Origin of the sequence: Acididesulfobacillus acetoxydans (genome assembly GCF_902729405.1) — a bacterium.
Lineage (GTDB): Bacteria > Bacillota > Desulfitobacteriia > Desulfitobacteriales > Desulfitobacteriaceae > Acididesulfobacillus > Acididesulfobacillus acetoxydans.
Genome location: NZ_LR746496.1, coordinates 3,335,368 through 3,353,866 on the forward strand (window position 1 = coordinate 3,335,368; position 18,499 = coordinate 3,353,866).

15 protein-coding genes and 1 pseudogene are annotated in these 18,499 nt (G+C 56.7%); all 16 read right to left on the reverse strand.

The genetic code is table 11. From position 1 onward, the window contains the following. Positions 1-90: 90 nt before the first annotated feature. Positions 91-822: a 1-(5-phosphoribosyl)-5-[(5-phosphoribosylamino)methylideneamino]imidazole-4-carboxamide isomerase gene (gene hisA, locus MNU25_RS14860; RefSeq protein ID WP_240985780.1), complete on the reverse strand. Its 732-nt coding sequence runs from the start codon at positions 820-822 to the stop codon at positions 91-93. Further along, a complete protein-coding gene (hisH, locus tag MNU25_RS14865; protein WP_240985781.1) occupies positions 800-1,429 on the reverse strand; it encodes an imidazole glycerol phosphate synthase subunit HisH in 630 nt (209 codons plus the stop codon). The genes hisA and hisH overlap by 23 nt, the downstream gene beginning before the upstream one ends. 134 nt (positions 1,430-1,563) lie before the next feature. After that, a pseudogene (gene hisB / locus MNU25_RS14870) lies at positions 1,564-2,142 on the reverse strand (imidazoleglycerol-phosphate dehydratase HisB); the annotation flags it as partial. Between the two features lie 434 nt (positions 2,143-2,576). Further along, on the reverse strand, positions 2,577-3,656 hold the full coding sequence (hisC, locus tag MNU25_RS14875) for a histidinol-phosphate transaminase (protein WP_261487321.1): 1,080 nt from the start codon (positions 3,654-3,656) through the stop codon (positions 2,577-2,579). Next, positions 3,653-5,044, reverse strand: coding sequence for a histidinol dehydrogenase (gene hisD / locus MNU25_RS14880; RefSeq protein WP_240985782.1), 1,392 nt, complete (start codon positions 5,042-5,044; stop codon positions 3,653-3,655). Before hisD ends, hisC begins: the two co-directional genes overlap by 4 nt. Positions 5,045-5,167: 123 nt before the next feature. Next, a complete protein-coding gene (gene hisG / locus MNU25_RS14885; protein ID WP_240986874.1) occupies positions 5,168-5,884 on the reverse strand; it encodes an ATP phosphoribosyltransferase in 717 nt (238 codons plus the stop codon). A 439-nt stretch (positions 5,885-6,323) separates the two neighbouring features. Continuing rightward, positions 6,324-7,403, reverse strand: coding sequence for a 6-phosphofructokinase (locus MNU25_RS14890; protein WP_240985783.1), 1,080 nt, complete (start codon positions 7,401-7,403; stop codon positions 6,324-6,326). A 28-nt stretch (positions 7,404-7,431) separates the two neighbouring features. Next, positions 7,432-8,580, reverse strand: a complete 1,149-nt coding sequence (gene hisZ, locus MNU25_RS14895) for an ATP phosphoribosyltransferase regulatory subunit (protein WP_240985784.1) — start codon at positions 8,578-8,580, stop codon at positions 7,432-7,434. Between the two features lie 33 nt (positions 8,581-8,613). After that, entirely contained in the window at positions 8,614-8,928 is a 315-nt protein-coding gene (locus MNU25_RS14900; protein ID WP_240985785.1) for a YerC/YecD family TrpR-related protein, read from the reverse strand. A gap of 63 nt (positions 8,929-8,991) precedes the next feature. Next, a complete protein-coding gene (locus MNU25_RS14905; RefSeq protein ID WP_240985786.1) occupies positions 8,992-10,374 on the reverse strand; it encodes a HEAT repeat domain-containing protein in 1,383 nt (460 codons plus the stop codon). A gap of 606 nt (positions 10,375-10,980) precedes the next feature. Next, positions 10,981-12,210: an NAD(P)-dependent malic enzyme gene (locus MNU25_RS14910; RefSeq protein ID WP_240985787.1), complete on the reverse strand. Its 1,230-nt coding sequence runs from the start codon at positions 12,208-12,210 to the stop codon at positions 10,981-10,983. Positions 12,211-12,397: 187 nt separating this feature from the next. Continuing rightward, positions 12,398-13,282 (reverse strand): HpcH/HpaI aldolase/citrate lyase family protein, encoded by an 885-nt coding sequence (locus MNU25_RS14915; RefSeq protein WP_240985788.1) that lies wholly within the window; start codon positions 13,280-13,282, stop codon positions 12,398-12,400. Positions 13,283-13,494: 212 nt separating this feature from the next. Continuing rightward, positions 13,495-14,391: a succinate--CoA ligase subunit alpha gene (locus MNU25_RS14920; RefSeq protein ID WP_240985789.1), complete on the reverse strand. Its 897-nt coding sequence runs from the start codon at positions 14,389-14,391 to the stop codon at positions 13,495-13,497. Between the two features lie 163 nt (positions 14,392-14,554). Then, positions 14,555-14,842 (reverse strand): RNA polymerase alpha/RpoL/Rpb11 family protein, encoded by a 288-nt coding sequence (locus MNU25_RS14925; protein ID WP_240985790.1) that lies wholly within the window; start codon positions 14,840-14,842, stop codon positions 14,555-14,557. A 225-nt stretch (positions 14,843-15,067) separates the two neighbouring features. Beyond that, a complete protein-coding gene (locus tag MNU25_RS14930; protein WP_240985791.1) occupies positions 15,068-16,345 on the reverse strand; it encodes an ATP-grasp domain-containing protein in 1,278 nt (425 codons plus the stop codon). Between the two features lie 499 nt (positions 16,346-16,844). Beyond that, positions 16,845-18,404, reverse strand: coding sequence for a Na+/H+ antiporter NhaC family protein (locus MNU25_RS14935; RefSeq protein ID WP_240985792.1), 1,560 nt, complete (start codon positions 18,402-18,404; stop codon positions 16,845-16,847). Positions 18,405-18,499: the final 95 nt, after the last annotated feature.

Genomic DNA, 18,499 nt, shown 5'->3' on the forward strand with positions numbered 1-18,499 from the left:
TTTGCGTCCCCGCAGTTTAGTTTATATCCCCGGGGCCCAGCGGGCAGCCTCTCGCATCTGAAGTCTCGCCTTTTCGGGGCGGGCCCGGTCTTAAACCCTCAGTGCCTCCAAAGCCTCTCTCAAGGTGAAATTTCCCGCATAAAGAGCTTTGCCGATAATCGCTCCTTCGATCCCCGCTCCCCTGGCCTCTTCTTGAGCCAGGCACCGTAAATCTTCCAGCCGGGATATGCCCCCCGAGGCGATGACTCTTAAGCCCGTCGTTTGGGCCAACTGTACCGTGTTCCTAATGTTAGGACCTTGGAGCATTCCGTCCCGGGAAATATCGGTAAAGACGATTCGCTTCACACCCAGGCTTTTCATGTCCAGCCCTAATTGCACAGCCTGAACAGCGGTGTTTTCCGCCCAGCCCTTGACCGCGACCCGCCCCTCCCTGGCATCGATCCCGACCAGGATGCTTTCCCCATACCGACGTACGGCTTCCTCGACCAGGCCGCGATCCGTGACCGCCGCCGTACCCAGAATCACCCGTTTCACCCCCAGCTCCACGAGTTCCCCAATCCGGGCTAAGCTGCGAATTCCCCCGCCCACTTGTACTTGCAGGGGGACCGCCCGGACAATTTCCCGAATTGCCGCATCGTTCACCGGCTCGCCGGCGAACGCGCCGTCGAGATCGACCACATGCAGATGCGTGGCCCCCTGCCGGGCAAATTCCTCAGCCACCTCTGCCGGGTGCTCGTCATAAATCGTCGCCGCTTCCATTCGTCCCTGCAGAAGCCTGACAACCTTACCCTCTTTAAGATCAATTGCCGGAAAGATGAACACTTTTTTCCACTCTCCTGCCGAAATTCTCCAATATCTTCAGCCCCCAGCGGCTGGACTTCTCCGGATGGAATTGGGTTCCCCAGATGTTGCCGCGCCCCACCAGCGCCGGGAAAGCAACTCCGTATTCAGAGCGGCCCACGACCACCGATTCGTCCGGCGTCGAAACGTAAAAGGAATGAACGAAATAAAACCATGACTCCGCCGGGATTCCTTGAACCAAGTTATTGTCCCGTTCCCAGTGCACCGTATTCCAGCCCATGTGCGGTATCTTGCGCCCCGGCGGGAACTTCACCACCCGTCCCGGCAACAGACCCAAACCTTCGTGTGCCCCGTGTTCCTCTCCGAGCTCAAAAAGCACCTGCATCCCTAAGCAAATCCCCAAGAAAGGGGCTCCCGAGCGGGCATAATTCACCAGGGGTTCGACCCAGCCCAATTGCCGGAGCGCAGCCATCGCGTCCGCAAAAGCCCCGACTCCGGGCAAGATCAGCCCCCCGACCCTGGGCAGGGCGGCGGGGTCAGTAAGAATCTCCGCTTCAAAGCCGGTCGCGGCCAGAGCTTTCTCCACACTGCGCAAATTTCCCCGCCCGTAGTCAATAATCCCAATCATAACGACACCCTCCAACCTCACCGACCTTACCAGCCTTATCAACCTTGAACCTTGCCGCTATATCAACCTTACCGGGTTTGCTAACCTTACCAGCTTTACCAACTTCACCAACCTTACCGGCTATCGGGCCGGCCCTAAAGGACCCCTTTGGTCGAGAAAACTCCGGCATCCTCCGAGCTCTTGCGCACCGCCTGCCGGAGAACCCTTCCTACCCCTTTAAAAACAGCCTCCAAAATATGATGGCTGTTTTTTCCGGATAAAAGCCGGATGTGCAGGGTCAGGCCCGCTTGAACCAAGGCGCGGAAGAATTCCTCCGCCATTTCCGTCGGAAATCCCCCCACAGCGGCAGAGGGACAATTGACATCCCATACAAGATAAGGGCGGTTGGAAATGTCCAGAGCCACTTGCACCAGGCTCTCGTCCATGGGCAGGAGTGCCTCGCCAAAGCGTTCAAGCCCGCGCTTATCCGACAATGCCGCCCTCAACGCCTGCGCTAGGACGATCCCGCAATCCTCGATCGTGTGGTGGGGATCCACTTCAAGGTCACCCTCGGCCTCCAGTTGCAAATCAATGCCGGCGAAACGACTCCAGGCCGTCAACATGTGATCGAAAAAACCAATCCCTGTCCGCACCTCGGCTTCACCCCTGCCGTCCAAATCCAGTTTGACCTTGATGTATGTCTCTTTCGTCCGGCGCTCCAAGCTGACCCGGCGTCGTACTTCTGCCGCTTTTCGCGGCTCCCCGGCCTCGTCGTCCTCCCCCGGGTTCCCTCCCCGGCCTCGTCCGGGTCCCGCCCCGAACTCCTCTCCCGAACCGCCTTCGAGCTCCTCTCCTGAACCTTCTCCATCATTTTGGGATAGGCGGCTTCGGCGAAACTCTCCGCTGGAGACTTTCGTCACCGAAGACTCGATGTTCAGCTTAGGCTGAACGAGTTCACTTTCGGGCACCTCCCCGGAATCTCCCGCCGGCATCTTCTCAAGGGCTCCCCCGGGATCACCCTCCGCCAACTTCCCGGGAGTTTGAGAAAAATCCTCAGTCATACGTCGGCTCATGTTCTTCCGCCCTTTCTTCCGGTATTCCCGGGCCTTCACTTTCGCCCCACCTGCGCCGCAGAGCGGAAAACCGTCACAAATCTATTACCCGGCCCTCACTTTGACATCGTTTCCCGTACAGCCCGCAGAAACTGTTTATTCTCTTCCGGCAGCCCGCTGCTCATGCGCAGACTCGGGCCCAGCACGGGAATATCCCCTAAATTGCGTACCTGAAAGCCGTACGACGCCAAATCCTCCGCCAGCCGTACCGTATCCGCGCACTGAAACAAGACAAAATTGGCCGCTGTCGGGTAGACCCGAACTCCTGGTATCTCATTTAATTCCCGGTAGATTCTCCCTATTTCCTCCCGAATCATAGCAACTTGCTTTCTGTATTCCGCCTCGTAACGGAGGGCAATCACACCCGCTTTCTGGGTAAAGGCATTGACGTTGAAAGGCTGGCGCGCCCGGTTTACCAGGTCGATGATCCCGTCCTGGCCCAAAAGGTAACCCAGGCGCAAGCCGGCCAAACCAAAGGCCTTGGAAAAGGTGCGCATGATGAGGAGGTTCGGATACCGGGAGATCGCACCGACCATGCTGGCACCGGAAAATTCCGCGTAAGCCTCGTCGACCACAACCACTTTTCCCGATTCGCGAACAATCTCCAGAATGTCCTCCTCGGCAAACCGGGAACCGGTGGGATTGTTGGGATTGCAGAGAATAATCACATGAACGGCGGGAGCTGCCGCAGCTTGGATAATTCCCTCCACGTCCAGATGCAAACCGTCCCGCAGGGGAACCTCCTCCACCTTGGTGCCCGTGACCCGGGCAGCCGCCTCGTACATGACGAAAGTGGGCGGATGCAGCACAACCGCTCGCCCCTCTCCGCCAAAAACCGTAAAGACCAACTGAATAAGTTCATCCGAGCCGTTTCCAGGCAAAATTCCCCTCTCGCTGACTCCGGTGTATCGGACCAAAGCCCGCTTCAGCTCTTGAGCTTCTCCGTCCGGATAACGGTTTAAGGATAGCTCCGCGCTCAGGAGTTCTTCCCGCATACCTTCCGGCCAAGGGAAAGGATTTTCATTGGCATCCAGTTTAACGGCACGGAGATAGGGTTTGCCGGCATAAGGTTTTAGAGAAAGGATCTCCGTGCGGGCTAAAGCGGCCGCTTCTTTCAAACCGAAACTCTTATTCATCCGTGCGCCGGGCCCTCCTCACCGGACCGCGGCTTCTCCCTCCTCATTCTTTGATATCCGCTCGTACCTCGGGCATCGCCGCGACCTTCCTCGGGCTCTCCTTTGCCCGCCTCGTGCCCTCTCACCTCCACCGCTCTGGCGTGAGCTTCCAGTCCTTCCGTCCTGGCCAGGCGGACGATGTGTTCAGCATCTCGGGCCAAAGCCTGCTCGGAGTACTGAATCACGCTTGTCTTTTTCGTAAATGTATCCACATTGAGCGGAGAGTAAAAGCGGGCTGTACCGCCGGTCGGCAAAATGTGGTTCGGTCCGGCCAGATAATCCCCCACCGGTTCGGGCGAAAACCGCCCCAAGAAGACGGCCCCGGCATTGCGTACCCTCCCCAGCCACTGCTGCGGGTCCTTCACTACCAGTTCGAAGTGTTCCGGCGCTATCCGGTTAGCCAGGTCCATTCCTTCCGCCAAATCGCGCACCCATATAGCCGCCCCGTGATTTTCCCAGGCGCAGCGGGCGATCTCCGCCCGGGGAAGCGTGCTCAACTGCCGCTCAACTTCCCGGACCGTCTCTTCCAGTAAGGTGCGGTCCGGAGAAACGAGAATGGCTGACGCCAACCTGTCATGCTCGGCCTGGGAAAGCAGGTCCGCCGCCAATTCCCGCTCCCGCGCGCTTTCATCCGCCAAGATTAAAATCTCGCTCGGCCCCGCCAGCATGTCAATGTCCACTTGGCCGAACACTTGCTTTTTGGCCAAGGTCACATAGATGTTACCGGGACCGGTAATCTTCTCCACCGGGGCTACAGTTGCCGTGCCGTAAGCCAAAGCCGCCACGGCCTGCGCCCCTCCCACTTTGTAAATTTCCCGGACACCCGCTTCCCCGGCCGCCGCCAGAACCTCTGGCAACAGGCTGCCATCCGGCCGGGGAGGGCTGACCATAACGACTTCTTGGACACCGGCAACCAGAGCCGGCAAGGCATTCATCAGCACCGAGGAAGGGTAAGCGGCCGTTCCGCCGGGCACATAGATTCCCACCCGCCTTAGAGGCCGGATCAGCTGCCCCAGGATACTCCCGTCTTCCTCCGGCTCAAACCAGGAAACCCGTTTCTGTCTTTCGTGAAAACGCGTGATATTTCTCTTGGCCACCCGCAAAGCCGTCAAGAATTCCCCCGAAACAGACGCGCAGGCCTCCTCAATTTCTTCCTCTCGGACTTTCAAACCGCTCTGCCGCAAGTCCACTCCGTCCAACTCCATTGTCAGCCTGAAGAGTGCCTCATCCCCTTCCAGCCTGACTCTCCCGAGAATTTCCGCCACCCGGGACTCCAGGGCAGCCTCGTCTCCGTACGATTTGCGAATTAGCCGTTCCAAATTCGCCTCAGCCAGTTTTTCAATCTTCATGCCTTTCTCCTCGAATAGTATTTTTGAAACCGGCAGACAGCTCGTAATACCGGCAGTACCGGTTACGGGGTGATAAAGCAGAACAAATAGGCCAGACTTTCAGAAAGTAAATTGCCGCAACCTTTATACTCTTTCTCCTTTGCCGCCGGGTAAGTCGGACAGACGAGCGGCCGTTCCCCGCTGCACCTGCTCCCGCAGGGCGTCCGCCAGGTTCTGAATCCGCTCATACTTCATGCGGAGGGACACCCGGTTGGCCACCATCCGAGTAGTCGCCTCCAGAATGGGAGCCACTTCTGCCAGCTTGTTCTGGCGTAAAGTGGCGCCGGTGGACACGATGTCGACGATCATTTCGGCCAGACCCACCCGCGGGGCCAGTTCAATATTACCGTGAAGCTTGATGGGGGTAACCTGCATGCCCAAGTCGCTAAAAAACGTCTGAGCCACCCTGGGAAACTTCGTCGCAACCCGCTGATGGTTTAACACGGACAGGTCATACCCTCCGTCGGCCAAGCGGGGAGGCGTTTTACCGGCTGGCATCGCCACTACAAAACGACAAAAACCATATCTTAAGTCCAGAAGCTCGGCTACATCCTTATTTTCTTCCAGCAGAGTATCTTTACCGACAAAGCCCACATCGGCGGCACCGTATTCCACATAAGTCGGAATATCCGTCGGTCGGCAAATGATGACTTGAGCCTCCCCCTCGGGAATCTCAAACAAAAGTTTACGCGAATCCTCCCTAACTTCATCACAGTCCAACCCCACTCCGCTCAGGAGGGCCAAAGACTCCGGCAGAAGCTTTCCTTTAGGAAGGGCGATCGTCAGCAAATTGCGTTTCACATCCTTTTCTCTCCTCAAACCCTCAATCTGTTCGCCCGCTTTCATCCTCATCCCCCACACCTTAGTCCGCGGCCCCCGCGCGCTTTTATTCGCGGCTCAGCGCAGCCGAACCGCATTTCCTGCGGCCGGTCCATACTATCGCGGTCTGATCCGCCTCCCCGGGGCTTAGCTCGCAGCCCTTCTGTTTAGTCCGCCTCCCCGAGTCCGAGCTCGCAGTCCTTCGCGCGGATCCTCCATTTTCGCTTTAGTCCGTTAACGCGCTAATATGATAGCGCGGTAGTACACTGATATTATAGCAAATGGTTCATTTCTTTGGCAAGCGTCCGCAGCAAAAAAGAAAAGGATTTTCCTCCTGTTCAGAAAATCCCTTGGTCCGCCGACCCTGACCCAATGTTCGCCGCCCGATCTTGGCCCGGTGTTTGCTGCCGGATCCTGCGGCTTAGTCTCCCATCTCGATGCCCAAACTTCGCGCCGCCAACAAGACCGGGTCCGTCAGGGGCACCTGTTTCAACTTGTCCACTGCGTCAGACAAGGCTACGCGCACGATATCCCTGCCCTGCAAAGCGACCATCGTGCCAAAAGCCCCCTCGCGCAGCGCCTCCACGGCCGCAGTCCCGTATCGGGTCGCGAGCAGCCGGTCATACGCGACCGGTGAACCTCCCCGCTGCAGGTGTCCGAGGACCGTAACCCTGTTTTCCATTCCGGTGAGTGTGGCCAGATCCCGGGCCACTTTGGCTCCGATCCCCCCCAGTTTCAACGGGTCTGGCCGTCCGCTCACCCTGCTTTCCACCACCATCTCTCCCCCTAAGGGCTTGGCGCCCTCGGCCACAACCACGATGCTGAACTTTTTCCCTTGCCGGGCCCGCCTTTTCACCGCTTCCGCCACCCGCTCAAGGTCATAAGGGATCTCGGGGATGAGGATGACATCCGCTCCTCCGGCCACACCGGCATAAAGGGCAATCCAACCGGCATACCGCCCCATGACTTCCAAGATCATGACCCGGTGATGGGATTCGGCCGTGGAATGAAGTTTGTCCAGTGCTTCCTGGGCCGTGGTCACGGCGGTTTGGAAACCAAAGGTCTGGTCCGTAGCCATCAGGTCATTGTCAATCGTCTTCGGTATGCCGATAACCTGTAAACCAAGTTCAGCAAACTCCAAGGCGATCTTCAGGCTCCCGTCCCCGCCGATGGCAATCAAGGCCTCGGCCCCTGCCACCTCCAGATTGCGCAAAACATCCCGGGAGCGATCCACCGGCTCCGCCTTGTCGCCGCCTCCGCCCGCGTAAGCAAAGGGATTATCCCGGTTCGTCGTGCCCAAAATCGTTCCCCCGCGCGGCAGGATCCCCGAGACATCCCCGAAGCCGAGAGGCACGAAATCTCCTTCTATCGCTCCGCGGAACCCGTCCTTCACCCCCACGACTTCAATCCCATACCGGTCGGCCGCTTTAACAACCGCCCTCAAGACCGCGTTGAGGCCGGGACAATCACCGCCCCCCGTGAGCACCGCAATCTTACGCATACAGCCGCCACCTTTCCCAAAATTGCCCTTAAACTTTCTCCACCAGAGCGATACCCTTTTTCTCCGCCAGGTTCCCCGCCTCAGTGCGAGTCACCGGACCCAGAGCCATCTCCACCCGTTTGCCTTGCCCTCTCAGTTCCAGACAACGGCGAATCACTTTGGGAACATCGCGGCCGAAAACCAAAATATCGGCCTCTCCGCTCTCCCACACCGGAAACAGGCCCAACAAACTGCCCAAATGGATCGCAAATCCTGTGGCCGGTTGGTTGTAGCCGAAGTCGGCATACAGTGAATCGTATCGTCCCCCCTCGGCCACCGGAAATCCCACGCCCGGAACATATCCTTCGAATATCACTCCGGTATAATAGGAAAACCCTCGCAGAATTCCCAGATCGAGCGCGACAGGCCGCTGGACCCCAAAATCCCGCAGGTAACGGTAAACCTGCCTCAGTCCCTCCGTCGCCGCCCGAATCCCCGAGTCCTCGCTCCAGCCCAGTACTTCATCCAGAATTTCCTCTCCTCCATGCAGATGAGGCAGTTTGAGGAGAATGTCCTGAGTTCTTTCCGGTAAATCGTTTTGCAGGACCAAGCTTTCAATTCCAACCATATCTTTCCGCGCCAGCTTCTCTTCGATACCCTCCCTCAGTCCGGGCGGAAGGGCGAGGTCCCGCATTAGTCCGGCAAAAATGCCCATGTGGCCGAGATTGAACTGAAAATCCTTGATATCCAGCTGCTCAAGGCTCTTGATGGCCAGGGCAACCACTTCCGCGTCCGCAATGATTTCGGCAGACCCAACCAATTCCACTCCCACCTGGCGAAATTCGCGAAAATGAGGCGTGGAATTCCGGAAGACATCCGCACCGTAACATAGGCGCAGCGGCGGTTGGGAAGCCCGCAGCCGCGTACTGACCAAGCGGGCAATAGAGGGAGTAAATTCGGGACGCAAGGCCAAAATCCGCCCTTGCCGATCAAAGAACTTGTACAGTTGGTCTTCCCGGTCGACATCAGGCTGCACACAGGCCGCATATTCCAAAGCCGGCGTCTGAATTCTCCGGTAGGCCCAGCGGCTGAACAAATCAAGAGTTTGTCTTTCTAAGTGCTCAAGCAGAGCCATTTCATCTGGCAGAAGATCATGCATCCCCATCGGAACGCGCAACCCCAGAGCAGAACGTTGCAATACTAACACTCCCCCAACGATGATTAAGGCTAGTTAAGGAACTTCTTTTTCTTCCCGCTCAGCCAACCGGTCAAGAATCAATTGATACCCATCAGCGCCGAAGTAGAGGCAGCGCTTGACACGGCTGATCGTCGCTGTGCTTGCCCCCGTGTGTTCGGCGATTTCCGCGTAGGTCACGTTTTCGCGCAGGAGCTTCGCCACTTCCAGGCGTTGAGCCAGCGCTTTAATCTCGGCGATCGTGGCTATGTCCTCGAAAAACCGGTAGCACTCTTCCCTGTCTTGAAGGAGCAAAATTGCATCAAACAGCGCATCATTCAAGTGATCTCTTAGTCTTTCATCTGTGGCCATCCCTTATTCCCCCCCGCCGTTGCTACCTTTCCCCCTTTAATTTATTAAAGCGGAAGAGTTCTGTCAAGTCACGCTGAGAGCGAACGCGGCTTCTTTGGCTTTTTCCCTGACCACAGTCGGCTCCGAGTAATCTGCCGCCAAACGTTCCAAATGAACCAGTGCCCGCCGGTCCCCTAAGCCGGCTAAAGCCTGCGCCGCCGCCTTTTTCACCCCGGGCACTTCATCCTCCAGGCATTCAATCAGCCTGGGAACAGCGTCTTTGCGGCCCAAATTGCCGAGTGCCTCACAGGCTCCGGCCCGAATCAGGCTGTCCTGCTCGGCGGTCGCCCCCAGCACGAACTCCCAGGCCGCCGGTACCCGGCCGCAAGCCTCTATCACGCACAAGTCGATCCTCCGGCTGACCCGCTTGTACAGGCCGGTTAAGAGTTGAAATGCCTCTTCCCCGCCGGCTTCCCGAGCCACCCAGTCGACGATCTGCGCCAGCACTTCCGGGTTCTGGGCCAGCAGAATTCTTTGGGCTTGTTCCATATCCCGATATTTTAAGCTTTCCCGCAGGCGTTCCGTCACCCTGGGCAAAATAAACCCGGCCAAAGCCTTGGCGCTTTTCTCACTCAAGCAAAGCTTGCCTGATTTGTTCCGTTGAATCCAATACACAGAAATGAGGCCGTGCAAAATATCGGGAAAGAAGTGGACTATCCCGTCACCGCGTCCGTCCGGACGCCGGGCCATTTCACCCAGGGCGGCAATGAAGGCGGATTCGGTCCATTCGCTCTCGTGTTCATGAAGGATTTCCAAAAGGGTCACCAGATCGGACACTTGCAGGGGGAGATTCAGTTCTTGGATGACCTGCTCCATGATCAGCCGCTCCTGAAAGAGAGGCTCCCCTGACAAGGCGCTGAGAAATTGGTACAAGAAGCTCAATTGTGCAAAGCCGTATTCCCCCAACTCCTCATTTTCCAGGCATTCCAATAAGCCAAGGCCGCGACCCGCCACGAACTTCTGCAATTTTCTTAACCGCAAAAGCAAAAGATCCAGATAATCCAACGGATACCCCGTACGTTCGGCAATGTCGGGCAGAGACTCCCCGCTAACCCAAAGGCGAAAAATCCGCCGCCAAGGCTCCCTTACATCTGACACTTGCACCCGGTCGACGAGACCCTCGACCGCCCGGATCAGGTCCCGGGCCAAGGGCTCGGCCGCCGCCGCCGGGTAAGCAAACTGTGTCCTCAATTTCCATGCGACAATCTCCGCAAAAGTCTGATTTTGCAGCAGATCCGCGTTCAACCGGAGGCAGTACAAGAGGTCCGGCACGATCGTTTCATGAACGTATTGGAGCGCCAGCGGACTGCGCGGGCCTCCCCACTCCTCCAGAAAAATTCTTGCCAGCCTCCGCTCCAACTCCCCGGTTTTCTCGTCGGTCCATTCCGGCCGGTTCAACTCTAACACCTGCGTTCACCTTTCTCCCGTCGGGTTCTAGCCAAGCAGCTCCTCAAGGGCAAATTCTCCTGCTTTCACCCAAAGAAGTTCGACACATCCTCAAAGTTTCCTGCCCCGACCCCCTTGCACTTCGCAACATGCCCTCCCGTCGCCGCCTGCCAGTGCTTGCGGCGACGTCTTGCGGCGGTGCTTTTCGCGACACCCGCAGCGCCTTTGCCGCGCCTTAGGGGCACTGCCACCTCCCGCTATCTCTCAGGTGCAGACAAACCCGGTTCCGTACCTCGGGGGATTTGCCGCACAGCCCCTTACGCTTCCTCTCAAGCCTCCGGGTCTTCCTATCTTCGCCCCCGCCGCCGAAATTATACCCCGCCAACACTGAAAGAGCCGGCGGCTCACGCTCGCTTGACACTGCGAACACAAGTCCCGGCTCCAAAGGTCGTCAGACCCGAATCCCTCTCTCAAACCGCTGACACTCGGCCGAGTCTCCAGAAAGAGTTGACCATTCGGCGTGTCCTCGGCGAGGATTCTCAGAACATGGCAGCAAAATATCCTCTCTGCTCCCTTGAACTTTGGCTATTCGACATTTTCCCTGCGAGAAGAATGGCCCCGAAGGTTTTACTGTCTTCCTGTTAACTCCCGCACATGTTGGGCAACTTGTTCGGGATCGACGTGCTTGCGGGCCACACCGCTCTCCATGGCGGCTTTCGCCACGGCCGCCGCCACAGTCGGGCCGACCCGGGGGTCAAAGGCTTTGGGCATAACGTAATCCCGCTCAAGTTCGGCATCTGAAACAAGTCCTGCAATCGCATAAGCGGCGGCGATCTTCATCTCCTCATTGATCCCGGTGGCTTCCGTATCTAAAGCCCCACGGAAAATTCCCGGGAAGGCCGTCACATTATTAACTTGATTGGGGTAATCGGAACGCCCGGTACCGACGACGGCGGCGCCCGCTTCGTTAGCTAATTCCGGCAGGATCTCCGGATTGGGGTTGGCCATGGCAAAGATAATCGGGTCTTTGGCCATGGACTTCACCATGTCCTGAGTGACCGCATTCGCCACCGATACCCCGATAAAGATATCGGCGCCTTTCAACGCCTCGGCTAAGTCGCCCTTCACCATCTCACGATTCGTGTGCCGGGCGATTTCTTCTTTATATTTATTCATGCCGCTCGTACGGCCTTCGTAAATGGCACCTTTGCTGTCGCACATGATCACGTTTTGGACACCCATGTTCATGAGAAGGTTGATAATGGCCGTACCTGCCGCCCCGGCCCCGCTGGTGACTACTTTGACATTTTTCAATTCCTTGTGTACAAGCTTGAGCGAGTTGATAAGCCCTGCCATGACTACAACCGCGGTCCCATGCTGGTCGTCATGGAAGACGGGGATGTCCATCTCGGCTTTAAGCCGCCTTTCAATTTCAAAGCAGGTGGGAGCGGAGATATCCTCCAGATTGATACCCCCGAATGTGGGTGCCAGCAGTTTTACCGTCTCCACGACCTTGTCCACATCCTTGGTATCCAAACAGATGGGGAAAGCGTCCACTCCGGCAAAAGATTTGAAAAGAACCGCTTTGCCTTCCATAACCGGCATCGCCGCATAAGCCCCGATATCACCTAAGCCCAAGACCGCGGTACCGTTGGACACGACGGCCACCATGTTGGCGCGATTGGTATACGTGCTGATGAGGTCCCGGTTTTTGGCTATTTCTTTGCAGGGTTCCGCGACTCCGGGGGAATAGGCGAGACTCAAGTCACGGGAATCGCGCACCGGCACTTTACTCTCCACGGAAATTTTACCTCGATGGTCGGCATGGAGTTTCAAAGCATCTTCGCGCAATGACATAAGGGCATCGTCCTTTCTCAAAATAGATTTTGCCGGGCGGAACTCCTGGACCCAACTCTGACCGGGCGGAGGGCCGGGCTGATTTATGGTCTGTTCTTAACGGTCTCCCACCGTTATCTTATCAAAAAGATATTCCCGCGTGTGGCCATTCTGAATTCTATATATTGTATATTGTGTACCCGTGCCTTCAGCGTTTTGCCTTGGCATCGATTTCGGCCTGGGCCGCCAGGATATCCTGGGCATTCAAATAAACCGGAGTATCGACCATTTTCCCCAGGTAGGAAACTGCGGCTTTCCCTTGGGCAATGCCTTCTTCTTCAAAAACCTTGACGACTCCCTTAGCCCATTCCACATCCGCAGGATCGGGAGCATAGAGTTTGTTGGCAAGTTCCACTTGTCCGGGGTGGATGATCATCCTGCCCTCATAGCCCATTTGGCGACCCTGAACCACGCTTTTCTTAAAAGCTTCCATGTCCTTAAAATCGACGAAAGGAGCGTCGATGGCCACAATTCCGGCCATACGGGCGGCCACCGCCATATGGGCCCGGGCGTACTGCTGCTCAACCGCCTCGGAGGTCAGTTTGACCCGCATATCGCGGCAATAATCAACGGCGCCGAAGATGGCATTGACATTGCGCTTGCTGGCCAGACAGCACTCAGCCGCGTTGATGATCCCCTTGGCAGTTTCCAAGAGCATGGAAATCTTGACACTGCCTACCTGCAGACCCCGGCGGCGCTCCAGCTCCTCCAGTTTCCAGTCCAGGCGCTTAACGTCGTCCGCGCACCCGGTTTTAGCCAAGGTGACCCCGCTGAGGCCTTCATTCACGATCGCTTCCAAGTCGTCATTGGTCATCTCTGTTTCCCAGTTATTGATCCGCACATAGACCTGGGCCCCGGCCGAGCCGGCAAATTTCAGATTCTCGCGCACGAGCTGACGGGCCGTTTCCTTCTCCGCCGGCGGCACGGAATCCTCAAGGTCGAGCGTAATGATGTCGGCGGGTATTTCGGGCGCCTTGCTGATCATCTTAGGGTTGTTTCCGGGAATGTACATGATAGAACGCATAACGGTCATGGTCTTCTACCTCCTAAATTTTTTCTGAATTCGCTTGAATGCTTTCTCCCGAATTCTTTTGCCTGCTTTCTCTGATTGTTTCCGGGAACCCGGCTGACTAATTCCCTCTCTTTAAAGGTACGCCTCTTGGAAGGTCTACCTCTTGGCGGCCTTACACTTTCGGCTCCGGCACTCTCCGCACTCACAAACTATAAAACATCCGCTCTGAAAACTCAATGTCCGAGTTTTTCCCGTAAAATCACAGGAATGTCGGTCGGCGTCTCGGCAATAAAACCACCCGCCCGGCGCACCGCTTCGATCTTGCTTTTGGCAGAACCGCGCCCGCGCTCCACGATATTAGAAGCGTGCGAGAAGCGCTGCCCTTCCGGCGCCCAAGCCCCGGCCACATAGATGACAAAGGGCTTGGTAAATTTTCCGTCCGCAATGACTTCGGCACATTCTTCCTCCTGGGAGCCGCCAATTTCGGCATAGACGGCGACGCCTTCCGTCTCGGGGTCTTCTTGGAAGAGAGGAAGCAGATCCGCCATGGAAGTTCCCAAGACCGGCTCAGTCCCGGTATGAATAACGGTGCTAACTCCGAACCCGCCTTCTCTCAATACCCAGGGAATGGTCCCGGACTGGCCGCCGCTGCGGGAAAAAACACCGATGCTTCCCCGCTGAAAGAATTGGCTGGCCCACTCCATGTTCCCTCCCAACCAGCCGACCACCGCCTCCCCGGGAGTGATGATTCCGATCGAACCCGGCCCGATGACGCGCGAGCCTTTGCTGCGGGCGTAAGCGATCATTTCCATAATATCATGGATAGGCGTGCCTTCCACACATGGGACAATGTTTTTTACCCCGGCATCGGCTGCCTCCATCACGGCCGTTTTCAAAACCCGACCGGGGACAAAAATGACGCTGAAATCGATCTCGCCTTCCGCCCGCACGATCTCTTTGACCGTATTGAAAACCCTCACCCCGTGAACCTCGGTTCCGGCCTTACCCGGGCTGGTACCCCCAACCAGGCGGGTTCCGTATTCTTTCATATATGTGGTCCGCACTGATCCTTCACGGCCGGTAATCCCCTGGACTATCACTTTGGTGTTTTTGTCAATCAGAATGCCCATTCTAATCCCTCGTTCACCAATTTTTTATTCATAAATTTCTCGCTCACTAATTCGTCATTCACTGATCCCTCATTTACTTATTCCTCATTCACTGATCCCTTATTTGAATTTCGCTTTCTCCGACTCACGGCATCGACTGCCTTCGTCTTCTCCCCCCCTTTGGTTAGGCACGTTTGCGCAAATATTCCCCAAGCCCCTCCACCGCAACATCGATCCGAATCGCGTCCCGGCCGTAGAACTTACAGGCAAACTCACAGGCTAAACACTCCGTTCCCAACCGGATCACTTCTTCTTGCGTGCGGTGCCCGACCGAGGCCCGGCCGGCGTCATCAAGGCCCAATAACCCACGGGCGTACTTCTTACAGGCGTCGACACAGGCCTTGGTTTGGCATTCGTCGCATTTATCTGTATCAATCGTCACCTTGAGACTCTTTTCCGCAAATTCCGGCATTAAGTTCCCCTCCTTTCTTTAGGCTTTTTGTTTCTTTCCGGGCCTTCCCGAGTCCTTTGCCTCTTGTACCTCAGCCCTTCCCGAGTTTTTTGCTCCCTTCGCCGGGTTTCTCCGAGTCTGTGGCCCTCGTCGCCGGGCTCGATCTGATTCTTTCACCTCTTTTGCAGGATTGGTCTGCCTGCTCGGATTTCTTTGAGTTTCCGCCCGGATTCGTCTACTTTGGCCCTACTTTCCTTGGGCTTCTTTTTCCGCCCGGTACTCCCTCGTCAGGGCCAAAAGCCTCTCCCCGATAAATTTCGTATCTGTGACATGTTCTTTGCCGTAAATCTCAATTCGCCTTCCGGGACCGTCCGGCGTCATGAGGTCCGCCAGGCCCTTCTTCAGAATCTCCTGGGACTCCGCCTCGCGGTTGCCGCACAAGAGCAATACACAGGGCAAACCCGGTTTTTGCGTCGGCAAGACCTCCCTGAGAACTTTGACCAGGGCATGGGCATGGTGCCACTGTTCCTGATTGGCCATCATGAAGCCGCCCAAAAGGTACCCTTCAATATTGGGTTGGGAGAGAACCGCTTTCGCCACCCGGTAGATCTTCGAACCAACCGGATTGCCGCTGGTGTCGGCGTAGTTAGCCGGTTTCAGACCCACCTGGTTCAAGGCGTCCAAACCCATCATGGCAGAACCCCCGCCGATGGGATGGTAACCGATGTACCCGGGGCTCACTTCGTCAAAACCCATATTCATCAGGAAACCCGTACCTCTGGCGTCCGTCTCCTCAATACTCCAGCCGATAAAGTCCAGTTCCGTGGGATCCCCCGGCAAATCGCGGGCAATCCGGATCCCAAATTCCGGGTGGCGGCCGACCGCGCTGTTGTCTATCTCCATTTTGCAATCCGCGCAGACTAAATCACCGCTGCCCGTCTGGACGAAAGGGTTAATTTCAAGCGTCTGGCAGTCGTATCTCTTATAGGCCTCGGACAATTTCGTCAAGAAAGCGGCAAACTTGCCGAGATCCGCCGCCGGAATCCCAGCCCGGGCACAGAGGTCCACCGCCTCGTAAACCCGCAGCCCGTAAATCGGATCGACGTTGACTTTATAGATGAGTTCCTCGGGAACGCTTTCGATATCCATCCCCCCTTCGCGACTGAACATGAGCATCGGTGAGCGGGCCTCCCTCCCGCCATTCACGACAAACGAGCAATAATACTCATTCTTGATATCCAGCTTTTCCTCCACCAGCACTTGACGGATCGGAAGCCCCTTCACAGTTCTTGCCAAGATCTCCCCGGCCGCCGCCTCAGCTTCCTCGGCCGCAGACACCAATTTGACAATACCCGCTTTGCCGCGGCCGCCGGCCTGTACCTGCCCCTTAACCGCCACCGGCCCGCCCAATTCCGCCGCTGCTCTTCCCGCTTCTTCCGCGGTGGATGCCGCGCGGCCCTTGGGAACCGGAATACCGGCTTTCCTAAGCCAAGCCTTCCCCTCATGCTCTAAAAACTTTGCCATCTTTATCCCCTTCCCTCTATGGAATTGACTTGGGCTTGAGACCAAATTTGCCCCAACAGCCCCGCATGACAGGGGGGGCGTCATGGGCGCTGCCGGCGCACACTTGGGTTTTCCCCTTTAGTTTGCCCTGAGCCCCGGTGTTCATGTAAAGAGTTTTCAGGGTAGGCGCACCTGACCTTGCTCCACCGATATCTGTCGTCTCAGGCAGAATCATGGTGTTTCTCAGGCAAGTCCGGCGCGGCTGCCCCCGCTCTGCTCGGAGCATCTTCGCTGCCTGATTGCTTCGGAGCTTCTTTCTCATTTCCTTGTTTCACTATTTGCAACCGCGTTTCATTTATATGACAATATTATCTCCTTTTCAAGCCCGTAAGTCAACAGTTCAACTAACTTTTTTCTGTGCCGCCGGATCCTGCCACCCGTCGGAGCGCCGCTTTGGTGATATCCGAAGTATATCGCGCGTCAAACTTACCCAATGAGAGCAAGTATCGAGTAAGCAAACTTACCGCATTAGCCAGCCCGCCAAGCCGTACAACAACGCGCAGGCGGCGGCGACCATCAGACCGTAGCGCAGTTTCTTGTTGGCATAATCGATGACGGGAATCTTCATAACAGTGGCCATGGCCACCGTGTTATCGCTCAAGGGTGAAGCAAAGCCGCCAAAGGTACCGCTTGCCAACACCGCCCCCGCCATTAAAGGCAGGGAAACATGGGCAGCCGCGGCCAAGGAAAATCCTAAGGGCAGCAAAATGCCCCAGGTACCGAAACTCGAACCGATCACGTAAGAGAGCAGGCAGCCGATAACAAAAAAGGCCGGAGTAACAAAGGCCGCCGGTACCCAATGCCCCACCGTCTGCTCCGTATAAGCGGCAAAGCCCAGGCGGGTGGAAACAGCCGACACTGCCCAAACCAATACCAGCAGAAGGTTCACGGCCATCATCTCGTTCCCCCCTTGAAGAAAACCAAAGAGAATCCGGTTGATGCTGTGCTTCTGCAGGGCGTACCAGACAAAGGAGAATATCAGAGTGGTCAAAAGTGCCTCCAACATGGCTTTCGCGGCGTCAGCCCGGATAAATGCCGCCAGTACACCGGGCGCGCGCAGGTGTCCGTCCCACCAGGTGAAGAAGAGGGTGAAACCCAGCAGCAGGGCGAGCGGCACCAATAGATTAAGCGCGTTGGGCGGAACTTTCTGCGCCACCAGCTCTACCGGGTCAGGATAGGCCTCTGTCTGCTTCCGATCTGCCCGCTTGCCTCCCCGCTCACTTTTGGTCGGCCTCCCCTTCCCCTCAGCCCGTCCTCCTTTTCTCCCCCCTAGAGGAAGGGCCAGCTCCTGAGATGTCTCCGCATGAACCAATTTGGCCGCGCCCAAAGCCCTGAGATAAGCACTGGACGTCAGCCGCTCTCCCTCCCGGGCCTTGGCGGACCTGCCAAAGGAATAAAACAAGGAGAAGGCCAGCATGCCCAAAGAAAAAAAGTTAAAAGGGATACTCAACAAAAACATTTGATAGGGTGACGCGGCGATGCCCTGGTGACGGCCCACCGTACCCAGAAGGCCCAGGATATACCCAATAAAAACCGTACCCAGCGGCATGATGGCACAGAGCGGGGTCGAAGTAGCATCAACCACCAAGGCCACTTTCTCGGCCGACACGTTCAGCCGGGAAAAGATCTGTTTCATTACCGGGCCCACGGTGATGATCCGGAAATCCGGCGCCATAAAAGTCACCAAGGAAGAGAGCCAAGTGATAACAAAAGCTCCCCGGGCCGTCCGAATCCGGGTTTCCAGGAACTCGGCAAAGCCGCTGACTCCTCCGGTAATGCGCACCAAACCGACAAAAGCGCCAAAACCGTACATGAACAAAATAAGCCTGGCGTTGTCCGGCAGCACAAGTTCTTTCATGATATATTGCAAAGATGTATCAATGCCACCCAACGGTGTGGAATTCAGCATATACCCCCCAACCAGCAAACCCGCGAGCAGCCCGGGCAAGACCTGGCGGGTGAGCAGAGCCAACGGGATTACAACCAGGAACGGCACTAAAGACCAAAAGGTCCCGTACACCGAAATGCCCCCTTTGCGCCACAATGTGGACTGCTGCCGCACAACCGCGGCCGCGCAATCTTCCTTGATCATTGTGCGCAGGAAAGCCAATTATT

Coding starts and splice junctions, on each gene's coding strand:
- MNU25_RS14915 (WP_240985788.1), bottom strand. CDS start 13,282: ATGACCGTTATGCGTTCTATCATGTACATTCCCGGAAACAACCCTAAG.
- hisC (WP_261487321.1), bottom strand. CDS start 3,656: ATGAATAAGAGTTTCGGTTTGAAAGAAGCGGCCGCTTTAGCCCGCACG.
- MNU25_RS14925 (WP_240985790.1), bottom strand. CDS start 14,842: ATGCCGGAATTTGCGGAAAAGAGTCTCAAGGTGACGATTGATACAGAT.
- MNU25_RS14910 (WP_240985787.1), bottom strand. CDS start 12,210: ATGTCATTGCGCGAAGATGCTTTGAAACTCCATGCCGACCATCGAGGT.
- hisH (WP_240985781.1), bottom strand. CDS start 1,429: ATGATTGGGATTATTGACTACGGGCGGGGAAATTTGCGCAGTGTGGAG.
- MNU25_RS14930 (WP_240985791.1), bottom strand. CDS start 16,345: ATGGCAAAGTTTTTAGAGCATGAGGGGAAGGCTTGGCTTAGGAAAGCC.
- MNU25_RS14900 (WP_240985785.1), bottom strand. CDS start 8,928: ATGGCCACAGATGAAAGACTAAGAGATCACTTGAATGATGCGCTGTTT.
- MNU25_RS14890 (WP_240985783.1), bottom strand. CDS start 7,403: ATGCGTAAGATTGCGGTGCTCACGGGGGGCGGTGATTGTCCCGGCCTC.
- MNU25_RS14920 (WP_240985789.1), bottom strand. CDS start 14,391: ATGGGCATTCTGATTGACAAAAACACCAAAGTGATAGTCCAGGGGATT.
- hisD (WP_240985782.1), bottom strand. CDS start 5,044: ATGAAGATTGAAAAACTGGCTGAGGCGAATTTGGAACGGCTAATTCGC.